This window comes from Streptomyces sp. SCL15-4, from assembly GCF_033366695.1.
In the GTDB taxonomy this organism is placed as follows: Bacteria; Actinomycetota; Actinomycetes; order Streptomycetales; family Streptomycetaceae; genus Streptomyces.
Genome location: NZ_JAOBTQ010000001.1, coordinates 3,965,597 through 3,977,892 on the forward strand (window position 1 = coordinate 3,965,597; position 12,296 = coordinate 3,977,892).

10 protein-coding genes are annotated in these 12,296 nt (G+C 74.4%); 5 read left to right on the forward strand and 5 right to left on the reverse strand.

Annotation, left to right across the window (positions count from 1 at the left end; translation table 11 throughout):
* Window positions 1–167 precede the first annotated feature (167 nt).
* Window positions 168–530 (forward strand): metalloregulator ArsR/SmtB family transcription factor, encoded by a 363-nt coding sequence (locus tag SCK26_RS17270; RefSeq protein WP_318202203.1) that lies wholly within the window; start codon window positions 168–170, stop codon window positions 528–530.
* Window positions 531–1,166, forward strand: coding sequence for a pyridoxamine 5'-phosphate oxidase family protein (locus SCK26_RS17275; protein WP_318202204.1), 636 nt, complete (start codon window positions 531–533; stop codon window positions 1,164–1,166).
* A gap of 172 nt (window positions 1,167–1,338) precedes the next feature.
* Here the strand turns inward: SCK26_RS17275 and SCK26_RS17280 are convergent, their stop codons facing one another.
* Window positions 1,339–1,776, reverse strand: coding sequence for a hypothetical protein (locus tag SCK26_RS17280; protein ID WP_318202205.1), 438 nt, complete (start codon window positions 1,774–1,776; stop codon window positions 1,339–1,341).
* Window positions 1,777–1,970: 194 nt separating this feature from the next.
* Here SCK26_RS17280 and SCK26_RS17285 point away from each other — a divergent pair, with 194 nt between their 5' ends.
* On the forward strand, window positions 1,971–4,037 hold the full coding sequence (locus SCK26_RS17285; protein WP_318202206.1) for an NAD(+) synthase: 2,067 nt from the start codon (window positions 1,971–1,973) through the stop codon (window positions 4,035–4,037).
* A gap of 95 nt (window positions 4,038–4,132) precedes the next feature.
* The gene (locus SCK26_RS17290) at window positions 4,133–5,941 is read left to right on the forward strand and encodes an NAD(P)-binding protein (RefSeq protein ID WP_318206031.1); all 1,809 of its coding nucleotides are present in this window, start codon (window positions 4,133–4,135) and stop codon (window positions 5,939–5,941) included.
* A 178-nt stretch (window positions 5,942–6,119) separates the two neighbouring features.
* On the opposite strand, the gene SCK26_RS17295 is transcribed toward SCK26_RS17290, so the two are convergent.
* Window positions 6,120–7,925 (reverse strand): prolyl oligopeptidase family serine peptidase, encoded by a 1,806-nt coding sequence (locus tag SCK26_RS17295; protein ID WP_318202207.1) that lies wholly within the window; start codon window positions 7,923–7,925, stop codon window positions 6,120–6,122.
* A 230-nt stretch (window positions 7,926–8,155) separates the two neighbouring features.
* Between SCK26_RS17295 and SCK26_RS17300 the strand changes: the two genes are divergently transcribed.
* Window positions 8,156–8,947, forward strand: coding sequence for an SURF1 family protein (locus SCK26_RS17300; protein ID WP_318202208.1), 792 nt, complete (start codon window positions 8,156–8,158; stop codon window positions 8,945–8,947).
* A gap of 31 nt (window positions 8,948–8,978) precedes the next feature.
* Here the strand turns inward: SCK26_RS17300 and SCK26_RS17305 are convergent, their stop codons facing one another.
* The 3 genes from SCK26_RS17305 to SCK26_RS17315 all read right to left on the reverse strand — a co-directional run bounded on the left by SCK26_RS17305 (window position 8,979) and on the right by SCK26_RS17315 (window position 12,291).
* Entirely contained in the window at window positions 8,979–10,094 is a 1,116-nt protein-coding gene (locus SCK26_RS17305; protein WP_318202209.1) for a hypothetical protein, read from the reverse strand.
* A 113-nt stretch (window positions 10,095–10,207) separates the two neighbouring features.
* Window positions 10,208–10,888, reverse strand: a complete 681-nt coding sequence (locus SCK26_RS17310) for a SigE family RNA polymerase sigma factor (RefSeq protein ID WP_318202210.1) — start codon at window positions 10,886–10,888, stop codon at window positions 10,208–10,210.
* A 311-nt stretch (window positions 10,889–11,199) separates the two neighbouring features.
* On the reverse strand, window positions 11,200–12,291 hold the full coding sequence (locus SCK26_RS17315) for an aspartate-semialdehyde dehydrogenase (RefSeq protein ID WP_318202211.1): 1,092 nt from the start codon (window positions 12,289–12,291) through the stop codon (window positions 11,200–11,202).
* Window positions 12,292–12,296 lie beyond the last annotated feature (5 nt).

The window sequence follows — 12,296 nt, forward strand, 5'->3', positions numbered from 1 at the left end:
CCTAAGACCGCAGGTCCACCCGCTGATCCATCGATTGAGGACCGCGAAAGAAGTTCGATGTGTATCGTAAATGTCGACCGACATCGCCGCAGCCGCGCGCCGCGGCCCGGCACCGTCGCGCCGGGGCCGGCCGGCCGCGCACTGGGCGTACAGAGGCTGGAGGCAGGATGCGAACGACGGAGGAGACCCGGCTGCCGCAGCCGGACCTCGCCACGGTGGAGATCGGCACCGTGCTGCAAGCCCTCGCGGACCCGGTGCGGCTGCGCATCGTGCGGCTGCTCGACGCCGCCGGCGAAGCGCCCTGCGGCGCGCTGGACCTGCCGGTCGGACGCTCCACCGTCTCCCACCACCTGCGCACCCTGCGCGAGAGCGGCGTCGTCGAGACCCGTCTGCGGGGCAACACCCGGGTGAGCCGGATCCGCGGCGAGGAACTGGACCGGCGCTTTCCCGGCCTGCTCACCGCGGTCCTCGGCGCCGCACCGGCCGCGCGGAAAAACGCGGCCGCGGCCGACGAAGAGAGAGAGCGTTAGATGGGACGGTTCGCACACCTCGCGTACACGGACAGCGTGCGCCGCGTCCAGGAGGAACAGGGCAGTGGCCCATCAGGCCTGCGCGCCCTCGCCCAGCCCGACGCCGGTCCGGACGACCTCGGCCCCGACGAGGCCGCGTTCCTCACCACCCGGGACGGCTTCTACCTCGCCAGCACGAGCGAGACCGGCTGGCCGTACATCCAGTTCCGCGGCGGCCCGGCCGGCTTCGTGCACGTCCTGGACGAACGGCGGCTGGCCTGGGCGGAGGTGCGCGGCAACCGGCAGTACATCACCACCGGCAATGTGCGCTCCGACGGCCGGGTCGCGCTGTTCTTCATGGACTACGCCCGGCGGGCCCGCCTGAAGCTGCTGGGCCGGGCCCGCACGCTGGGCCTCGACGAGGACCCCGCGCTCGCCGAGCGCCTGGAGAAGCCGCGCACCGACGGCCGGGTGGAACGCCTGATGGTCGTCGAGGTCGAGGGCTTCAACTGGAACTGCCACCAGCACATCACCCCGCGCTACTCCGAGGAGGAGCTGGAGACGGCGCTGCGCCCCGTCCGCGCCCGCATGGACACCCTGGAACAGGAGAACGCCCGCCTGCGCGCCCGCCTCGCCGAACTCGGCGAGGCGGACTGACGTCCGCGCCGCGGCCGGGGCGCGCGGCCGGCGCCGGCGGGTCTCTCCGGGCCGTCGGCGAAGCCCGGTCGCCGGCCGGTTCCCCGATTTGCTTCCCGGGCCGCCGCCGTACCGGCCGTCCGGCAGCCGTTCCCTGTGGAGCCGGCCCCTTTGTAAGCCGGCCGCGGCACGGCTATGACAGGTGCCTCACCGCAGGCGGCCTGCCGCCGCCGGTGAGCATCCGCCGCGCGAAGGCGATCGTGCCCGCCGCCGCGGCGGTCGCGGCGAGGCTGCCGAGCGCCACCAGGCCCACGCCGATCGCGAAGAGGCCGCTGGAGTCGTCGGACCAGTCGTAGTACGCGGCGGCGGTCAGGCCGGCCGAGGTGCCGAGGACGGCGGCGAGGGGGTGGCGGCGGGCGGTGGCCCAGTACACCGGCGCCAGCTGGGTGAGGACCAGCCCGAGGATCTGCCAGGCCTGGTACGGGCCGGTCGTCGTGCCGTCGGTCTGTACGTCCGGTCGCTGGTCCCAGCCCAGCCAGGCGGCCCACGCCAGGGGCGCGACCACGGCCGGCGCGAGGACCGGCAGCATGCGCGAGACGGCGTTCTTCGGTTTCTCCGGTCCTTTTCGCATGCCTCCACCGTCGCCCCGCGCGCCGTCCCCGTACAGAGCACGCGTACTCAGCCGCGTCCGAGTACATGCCCGGACGCGTCCCCGGGTACCTGGGCCGGTGCCGCCCGGGTGCATGGCCGGGTCCCGGGCTCCGCGCGGCCGGGATCTAGGCTTCCACCAGGAGGAGATTCGCTTCGTCAGTGCGGTCCGTTGAAATGAAGGAAGCCCCGTTGAACTTCTGGTCGCTCTACAGCCACGGCTTCGCACGCATCGCCGCGTGCACGGGCCACACCGTCATCGCCGACCCGCACGCCAACGCCGAAGCGGTCCTGCGTCAGGCCCGCCGGTGCGCGGACGAGGGCGTCGCCGTCGCCGTCTTCCCCGAGCTGGGTCTGACCGGCTACTCCATCGAGGACCTGCTGCTCCAGGACGCCCTGCTCGACCAGGTCGAATCGGCGCTCCGCACGGTCGTGGCCGGCTCCGCCGAGCTGCTGCCGGTCCTGGTCGTCGGCGCCCCGCTGCGCCACCGCCACCGGATCTACAACTGCGCGGTGATCGTGCACCGGGGCCGCGTCCTCGGCGTCGTACCGAAGTCGTACCCGCCGAACTACCGCGAGTTCTACGAGCGCCGGCAGATCGCCGACGGCCACGACGAGCGGGGCGGCAGCATCCGCGTCGCCGGCGCCGAGGTGCCGTTCGGCGTGGACCTGCTGTTCGCCGCCGAGGACGTCCCCGGGCTGGTGCTGCACACGGAGATCTGCGAGGACATGTGGGTGCCGGTGCCGCCCAGCGCCGAGGCCGCCCTCGCCGGGGCCACCGTGCTGGTCAACCTCTCCGGCAGCCCGATCACCGTCGGCCGGGCCGAGGACCGCGCGCTGCTGTGCCGCTCGGCCTCCTCCCGCTGCCTCGCCGCCTACGTCTACGCGGCGGCCGGCCTCGGCGAGTCCACCACCGACCTGTCCTGGGACGGACAGACCATGATCTACGAGAACGGGATGCTGCTCGCCGAGTCCGAGCGCTTCCCGGCCGGCGACCAGTACGCCGTCGCCGACGTCGATCTCGACCTGCTGCGGCAGGAGCGGCACCGGATGGGCACCTTCGACGACAACCGCCGGGCGCACGCCGCGCGGACCGCCGGCTTCCGGACCGTCTCCTTCGAGCTGGACCCGCCGCTCACCGACCTCGGGCTGCGCCGCCGCGTCGAGCGGTTCCCGTTCGTGCCCGCCGACCCCGACCGCCTCGCCCTGGACTGCTACGAGGCGTACAACATCCAGGTCGCCGGCCTCCAGCAGCGGCTGGCGGCCATCGGCGGACCCAAGGTCGTCATCGGCGTCTCCGGCGGCCTCGACTCCACGCACGCGCTGATCGTCGCCGCCCGGGCCATGGACCGCGCGGACCGGCCGCGCAGCGACATCCTCGCCTTCACCCTGCCCGGCTTCGCCACCAGCGACCACACCAAGGACAACGCGCACAAGCTGATGCGCGCGCTCGGCGTCACCGCCGCCGAGCTGGACATCACGCCGACCGCGCGGCTGATGCTGAAGGAGATCGGCCACCCCTTCGCCGCCGGCGAGCCGGTCTACGACGTCACCTTCGAGAACGTCCAGGCCGGCCTGCGCACCGACTACCTGTTCCGGCTGGCCAACCAGCGCGGCGGCATCGTCCTGGGCACCGGCGACCTCTCGGAACTGGCGCTCGGCTGGTCCACGTACGGCGTCGGCGACCAGATGAGCCACTACAACGTCAACTCCGGGGTGCCGAAGACCTTCATCCAGCACCTGATCCGCTGGGTCATCGCCAGCGGCCAGTTCGACGACGAGACCGGCAAGGTGCTGGCCGCGATCCTGGACACCGAGATCAGCCCCGAGCTGGTGCCCGGCGAGGAGATGCAGTCCACCGAGTCCAAGATCGGCCCGTACGCGCTGCACGACTTCACCCTCTTCCACGTGCTGCGCTACGGCTTCCGGCCGTCGAAGATCGCCTTCCTGGCCTGGCACGCCTGGCACGACCCGGCCGCCGGCGCCTGGCCGCCCGGCTTCCCCGAGGCCAAGCGGGTGGCGTACGACCTGGCCGACATCCGGCACTGGCTGGAGGTGTTCTGCCGCCGCTTCTTCGCGTTCTCGCAGTTCAAGCGCTCGGCGATGCCGAACGGCCCCAAGGTCTCGGCCGGCGGCTCGCTCTCGCCGCGCGGCGACTGGCGCGCCCCGTCCGACGGCAACGCGGAGTCGTGGCTGCGCGACCTGGCCCGCTTCGACTTCGAGGCGGCGGCCGAGGGCCGCTAGCGGTCCCGGCGGGAACCGGGCACCGGTCCGGGCCACTCTTTCCTCTCGTGGCGAGCGTTCCGTATCAAGGGGGGCCGGTGGGCCCGCAGGCGCACATGGTGGTGTGCGGCGACGACGGGCTCGCGCACCGGCTGGCCGCCGAGCTGCGCGGGGTCTACGGCGAGCAGGTCACCCTGGTCGTACCGCCGGACCGGCGCACCGCCGGGCCCCCCGTGGTCGGCCGGGCCCGGGCCGCGTCGGCGGCGCTGTTCGACCGGATGGTCAGCGCCGCGGTGGGGACGGTGGGCCGGGGCGGCGGCACCGGGCCGCCCGCCGGCCCGGCCGCCGGCCAGCGCGCGGACGGCGAGGCGGTCATGGAGGCCGCCGAACCGACCGAGGCGGTGCTCGCGGAGGCCGGGGTGGCACGGGCCGCCGCGCTGGCCCTCGTGTACGACGACGACGAGACCAACATCCGGGCCGCGCTGACCGCCCGCCGGCTCAACCCCCGGCTGCGGCTGGTCCTCAGGCTGTACAACCGGCGGCTCGGCCAGCACATCGAGGAACTCCTCGACCAGGCCGCCGCGCTGGCCGCCGGGGACGCGGCGGACGGCCCGGGCGCCGGCCCGGAGGCCTCCACGACCGTACTGTCCGACGCCGACACCGCCGCGCCCGCGCTCGCGGCCACCGCCGTCGCCGGTACCGGCAAGGTCGTACAGACCGAGGGCCTGCTGCTGCGCGCCGTGGAACGCCCGCCGGCCGGCGAGGAGGGGGCGGGCGCCGATCCCGGCCTGTGCACGCTCGCGTTGCTGTCCGGCGGGGAGCAGCCGCCGCGCCTGCTCCCCGGCGACGAGGAGGTACGGCAGGCCGCCGGACGGCCCGCCGTGGTGCTGGAACACGTCTCCTCCCCCGCCGACGCCGAATCCGCGAGGCCCGCCCGCCGGCTGACCGGTGTCATGCCGCTCGCCTCGCTCTTCTCCCGGCGGCTGCGCTGGTCGCTGGCCGGGCTGGTCGGCTGCGTGGTCGCGCTCGCCGTCACCCTGTCGCTGGTCACCGGCATCCATCCGCTGCGCGCCTGCTACATCACCCTGCTCGACCTGTTCGCCATCGACGACCCGGCGCTGAAGGAACCCCTCGGCCGACAGGTCCTGCAACTGCTGTCCGCACTCGTCGGGCTGCTCCTGCTGCCGGTGCTGCTGGCCGCCGGGCTGGAGGCGCTGGGCACCTTCCGCACCGCCTCCACCCTGCGCAGACCGCCGCGCGGGCTGAGCGGACACGTGGTGCTGCTCGGACTCGGCAAGATCGGCACCCGGGTGCTGACCCGGCTGCGCGAGCTGAACGTCCCCGTCGTGTGCGTCGAGTCCGACCCGGAGGCACGCGGCCTGGCCACCGCCCGGCGGCTACGGGTGCCGGTGGTCCTCGGCGACGTCACCCAGGAAGGCGTACTGGAGGCGGCCCAGATCCACCGGGCGGGGACGCTGCTCGCGGTGACCAGCGCCGACACCACCAACCTGGAGGCCGTCCTCTACGCCCGCACGGTCCGCCCCGACCTCCGCGTGGTCCTGCGCCTGTACGACGACGACTTCGCCACCGCCGTCTACCGCACCCTGCGCGCCGCCCACCCGCACGCCCTGACCCGCAGCCGCAGCGTCACCCATCTGGCCGCGCCCGCGTTCGCCGGGGCGATGCTCGGCCGGCAGGTCCTGGGCGCGATCGCGGTGGAGCGCCGCGTCCTGCTCTTCGCCGCGGTCGACGTCGACGGCCACCCCCGGCTGGAGGGCCGCACCCTGTCCGAGGCCTTCCACACCGGCTCCTGGCGCGCCCTGGCCCGCCTGGGCCACCCCGACACCGCCGCCGACCACGTACTGGCGAAGGGGGACCGGGTGGTCGTGGCGGCAACACGCAGGGGCCTGGCGGAACTCCGCTGACCGCGCCGCGTCACAGGGCCCGGCTGAAGCGCGGCTCTCGAGGACTCGGCCGATCGAGCGCGGAGATACCGCAGTCCGGCGGACCCGGCCACACACGGGCCCGTGGAGTGGCCGGGCACGCCGGTGTGGGAGCAGCGGCCATGGTGGCCGTCCTCGGCCGGCGCGCGTCCGGCACCGGTTACGCGGGCAGGTGCCGGGCCGCGAAGTCCAGTTCCAGGCCGACCTGCTTGATGCGTTCGTCGACCACCAGGGAGCCGTGGCCCGCGTCGTAGCGGTAGACCTCGTGGGGCGCGTCGCGGGTCTCCAGGCGTTTGACGTAGTTGTCGATCTGGCGGATCGGGCAGCGGGGGTCGTTGACGCCCGCCGAGATGTAGACCGGGGCCTTGACCCGGTCGACGTAGGTGAGCGGGGAGGACGCGGCGAAGCGGTCCGGGACCTCCTCGGGCGTGCCGCCGAGCAGGGTGCGGTCCATGGCCTTCAGGGACTCCATCTCGTCGTGGTACGCCGTGACGTAGTCCGCGACCGGGACCACCGCGATGCCCAGCGCCCAGGCGTCCGGCTCGGTGCCGATGCCGAGCAGGGTGAGGTAGCCGCCCCAGGACGCGCCGGTGAGGACCAGGCGGGCGGGGTCGGCGAGGCCCGAGGAGACCGCCCAGTCCCGGACCGCGGCCACGTCCTCCAGCTCGATCAGGCCCACCCGGTGCTTGAGGGCGTCGGTCCAGGCGCGGCCGTAGCCGGTGGAGCCGCGGTAGTTGACGCGGATCACCGCGTAACCGTGGTCGACCCAGGCCGCCGGGCCCGCCGCGAAGGAGTCGCTGTCGTGCCAGGTCGGGCCGCCGTGCAGGTCGAAGACGGTGGGCAGGGGGCCCGTGGCGCCCGCCGGCTTCTGGACGAGGGCGTGGATGCGTCCGCCGGGCCCTTCCACCCACACGTCCTCCACCGGCACCGACGGCGGGCACGCCATGCCCGGCGGGTCCAGCACCGCACCGCCGGACGTGGACCGCACCACCGGCGGCTCGGCGGCCGACGACCACAGGTACTCCACGCTGCCGTCGGGGCGGGCCGTCGCACCGGAGACCGTGCCGGGCGGGGTCGGGATGCGGGTCAGCTCGCGGGCCGCCAGATCGAAGCGGAACAGCTCGCTGCGGGCCTCGAAGCCGTGCACGACGAGCAGCGCCGAACCGTCCGGATACCACTCGGCGCCGACGTCGCCCGGCAGCTCCAGCGCCAGCTCCGTCTCCTCGCCCGTCGCCACGTCCCACACCATGGGCTCCCAGCGGCCCCGGCGCTGATGGCCGACGAGCAGCCGGGTGTCGCCGTCGACCGGGGCGAAGCCCAGCACCTCCAGGCCCAGTTCCTCGACGCCGCCCTTGGTGTCGTCCAGCTCGGCGACCGTCGTGCCGTCCGGGCGGAGCACGCGCAGGGCGGCGTGCATGGCGTCGCCGTGCTCGGTGTGCTCGACCGCGATCAGCGAGCCGTCGTGCGAGAGGTCGCCGACGCCCGCCGACTCGCGGTGCCGGTAGATCTCCACCGGCTCCGCGCCCTCGCGCGCCAGGTGGATCGTCGTACCGTCATCGTCCGTGGAGCGGCCCACGACCGCCGTGCGGCCGTCGCGGGACAGGGCCAGGCCGGCCGGGTAGGACGGGGCCAGGCCGGGCACGGCCGGCTCGTCGGGGCCGCCCGTGAACGGCTGGCGGCGCCAGACGCCGAACTCGTCGCCGTCCTTGTCGTCGAACCACCAGATCCACGCGCCGTCCGGGGAGAGCACGCCGTCCGTCGTGCCGTTCGGCCGGTCCGTCGCCTGCCGCTGCTCGCCCGTCGCGCGGTCCCACGCGTACAGCTCGTACGTCCCCGTCGCGTTCGACACGAACAAGGCGCGGTCCGGCGCGTCCTCCGCCCAGTCGGGCAGGGAGACCCGCGGCGCCCTGAACCGCTTCTCCCAGTCCGGCATGTCCGGTGTGTCCGGTGTCCTGTTTTCACTCATGGCCCCAGTCATGCGCCCATACTGCCCGGCCGGGCCGACAAGTGGGTGACGGGTGTGCGCAGCCTGTGGACAACTTCCGGGCCATGGGCGTTTCCGCCGGTTCCTCGTCCCCGTACGACGGCTCCGCGTCCGGCGCGGCGGAGGCCGCCGGGCCGGCAGGTGCCGCCGGAGCCGGTCCAAGAGCCGACCCGCGCCCCGGACCCCGCGGCGGGCGCCGTACCGTGGAGGGCGTGTACCGGTTTCTGCTGACACCCCGCTGGTGGGGCATCAACGTCTTCGTGCTGCTCGCCATCCCGTTCTGCGTGTTCATGGGGTCGTGGCAGCTGAGCCGGTTCGAGGGGCGCGTGGAGGACCACCGCACCGCGACCGAGCAGGCCACGTCCGGCCGGAGCGAGGCCGCGCGCCCGCTGGACTCGATGCTGCCCGTCGACAAGAGCACCTCGGGCCGGCGGGTCACGGCGAGCGGGCACTACGGCAGGCAGTTGCTGGTGCCCGGCCGGGAGCTGGACGGCAGGAGCGGCTTCTACGTCCTCACCCTGCTGCGCACCGGCTCCGGCAAGGCACTGCCCGTGGTGCGGGGCTGGCTGCCCGGCACGGCGGACCCGGCGAAGGCCCCCGCCGCGCCCGCCGGCGAGGTCACCGTGACCGGCGCGCTCCAGGCGTCCGAGACCCCGGGGGACAACGGGGTCAGCGCGCGGGGCGGGCTGCCGGCCGGGCAGACGGCGGCGATCAGCTCGGCGTCGCTGGTCAACCTGGTGCCGTACCGGCTGTACGACGCGTGGGTGACGCTGGACAAGGGCGACGCCGGGATGAAGGCCGTGCCCGCGAGCGCGCCGACCGGTACGGGCCTGGACCTGAAGGCGTTCCAGAACCTCGGTTACACCGGCGAGTGGTTCGTCTTCGCGGGGTTCGTGGTGTTCATGTGGTTCCGGCTGCTGCGGCGGGAGCTGGAGTTCCAGCGGGACGCGGCGCTGGGCCTGGTACCGGAGGACGCGGAGCGCACCCCGGTCCCGAGCGGCTGACCCACCGGGTCCCGGCGCCGGCCGGCAGGGCTCACGCCCCCGCCAGCAGCCCCGTGTAGTACACCGTCCCCGCGCACGCTCCCGGCACCACCGCGGTCGCCGCAGGCGCGCCGCCCTGAGCCGTGTGGGTGACCGCGACGCTGCCGTCGGCCGTGCCCTCCTCGGTCGTCAGCTGGGTCGTGGCGCCCGGCGTGCCGGTGCTGGTGTCGGTCGTCCCGCCGGTCGCGCTCGCCTCCTGGGTCGGCGACGGATCGGGGGACGGGCCGCCCGTGTCGGAACCTCCGGTGGTGCCGCCGCCCACGGCGGGACAGGTCTCGGACGGCACGAAGGCGAACTTCTCCTCGTACGCCGCCCCGGGCTGCAGGACCAGCGAGGCGACCTCCAGGGAGGGGTCGGGCAGGGCCGCCGCCGCGTCCCCCGCCGAGTGCCGCACGGCGCCGATCTTGGCCGGGTCGGCGGCGCCCTGGGCCGACGGGGCGACGCTGCCGGGGCCGGTCACCTTGCAGGCCCCGGCGGAGACGTTGACGACGCGGAAGGTGCCGTAGACCACGCCCGCGGAGTCGGGGGCGTCCACGGTGCCGACGGCGGAGCCGAGCCGGCCCGGCGAGCACGGCGGGATGCCGGCGGGGGTGGTGGCGGTGGGCTGGGCGCCGCCGGGAATGCCGGGGCGGTGGCCCTGCTTGTGGTCCTTCTCGCCCTCGGCCTCGTCCGGTTCCTTGCCGGGCTTGACCTCGGTGCTCGGGGTGTCCTTCTTGTCGTCCTTGCCGGCGGTGCCCTTGTCCTTGCCCTGGCCGGTGCCGCCCTGGGCCTGGGAGGTCTGGCCGGCCATAGCGGTGTTGGGGTCGGAGCCGCCGGCCTGGGAGACGTGCACCAGGGCGGGGATCGCGGTGCCGATGAACAGGGCCGCCGCCGCCGCGCCGACCAACGCCTGGCGCTTGCGGGCGCGGCGCGCGGGGACCGCCCGGCGCAGGTGCTCCAGGGTGCCGCCGCGCGGTTCGAGGTCGTCCACCGCCGTGTGCAGCAGACGGCGCAGGGCCAGCTCGTCCGAGCCGAGTCCGTCGAGTTCGTCGAGTCCGTCGAGGCCGTCCGGTGAGTCGGTGACCGGGGCGGGCCTCGCGGGGCCCTTGCCGTCGGGGCCGTGGTTCACAGTTCCGTTCCCAGCGTGCGTTGGCGTGTGCGGTTGCCCGTGGTGGCGCGTCGGCTCGTGCCAGGCGTAGGGCTCGTGACGTTCATGGGAGTCGCCCCCTTCGGCGCGGTCGCTCATGCCAGGGCCCTCATGGCCACCCGAAGCGCGGCGATGCCCCGCGAGCCGTACGCCTTCACCGAGCCGAGGGATATGCCGAGCGTCTCGGCGACCTGGGCCTCGGTCATGTCCGCGAAGTACCGCAGCACGAGGACCTCGCGCTGGCGGCGCTGCAGGCCCTTCATCGCCTGGATGAGGTCCCGCCGCTCCAGCTGGTCGTAGGCGCCCTCCTCCGCGCTCGCCGCGTCGGGCATCGGCTTGGAGAGCAGCTTCAGGCCGAGGATGCGGCGGCGCAGCGTGGAACGGGAGAGGTTGACGACCGTCTGCCGCAGATAGGCGAGGGTCTTCTCGGGGTCACGGACGCGTTTGCGGGCCGAGTGGACGCGGATGAATGCCTCCTGGACGACGTCCTCGCAGGAGGCGGTGTCGTCGAGGAGGAGCGCGGCGAGACCCAGCAGCGAGCGGTAGTGCGCCCGGTAGGTCTCGGTGAGGTGGTCGACGGTGGTCCCGGCGGCCTCGGCCGTCACGGCACCGGGCAGCTCCTCGGCACCGTCACGCTGACTGGGTATGCGGGCGGGCCGCGCTGCGGGCATGGGCGCGATCACCGGCATGCCGCCGGACGCGCGGGGCCGGAGCACCGCGGGAGGCCGCAGGGCCGTGCCGCCGCGGGCCACACTGAGTTCGAGTACCTCTGCCACGTCAGTTGGACACGTTTCCCCCCTCGGGGGTTGTACGTGCCGGGCGTCACATGTGCAACAACCGGCCGGGCCTCAAGTGCCGTCATGCGTCCCGCTCTTCCCTTATATCCCATTTGAACGGGCGTCCCCACGCCCCGATCACGGCGTCCCCACGCCAGGATCATCACGTCCCCAGGCCCCGCAAGGGTGACCGCAAAGACGCTCCCCGCCCTCCGTACGGTTGCGGAAGACGGGGAGAGAATCCTCTGCCGCCAAGAGGGACGGTTCAAGTGGTTTCGACCATGCTCCCGGCCACACTTCTTACCCGGATCCTACAAAGCGTCAGACACGGCCGGCCGCCCGCCCGGCTCCCCGCCGGCCGGTCCGGCGAGCAGCTCCGCGAGCTGTACGCAGTTCAGCGCGGCGCCCTTGCGCAGATTGTCGCCGCACACGAAGAACTCCAGCGCGGCCGGATCGTCCAGCGACCGGCGCAGGCGGCCCACCCAGGCCGGGTCGGTGCCCACCACGTCGGCCGGGGTGGGGAACTCGCCGGCGGCCGGGTCGTCGCACAGCACCACGCCCGGCGCGGTCGCGAGGATCTCCCGGGCGCCGTCGACTTCCACTTCGCGCTGGAAGCGGGCGTGCACGGTGAGCGCATGCGTGGTGACCACCGGAACCTGGACGCAGGTCACGGCGACCGGCAGCGCCGGCAGGCCGAGGATCCGGCGGGTCTCCTCGCGCACGGCCAGTTCCTGCGCCGACCGGCCGTCCGCCCGCGGCGGCCCGGTCCACGGGACGACGTTCAGCGCGACCGGCTCCGGGAAGGGCCCGGTGGCGTCCCCGACGGCCCGCCTCAGGTCTCCCGGCCGGGTGCCCAGCTCGGTCCCGGCCACCAGGGCCAGCTGGGTCCGCAGGGCGTCCACGCCGGCCCGCCCGGCCCCGCTCGCCGCCTGGTACGACGAGACCACCAGCTCGCGCAGGCCGTACTCGGCGTGCAGCGCGCCCAGGGCGACGATCATCGTCAGGGTGGCGCTGTCGGGGCTCGCGACGATGCCGCGCGGGCGGGAGCGCAGCGCGTGCGGATTGACCTCGGGCACCACGAGCGGCACGTCCGCGTCGGCCCGGAAGGCGCCGGAGCCGTCGACGACGACCGCGCCGCACGCGGCGGCGACCGGTGCCCAGGCGGCGGCGACGTCCGCGGGGACGCCGAACAGCGCGATGTCGACGCCGTCGAAGGCGTCCTCCGCCAGGGCCGTCACCTCGACCTCCGCCCCGCGCACGGTCAGCTTGCGGCCGGCCGAGCGCGGCGAGGCGAGCAGCCGGATCTCGCCCCAGATGTCGGCGCGCTGGGACAGGATCCGGAGCATGACCGTGCCGACGGCCCCGGTCGCTCCCACGACCGCGAGCGTCGGCCTGCCGGTCATCGGCC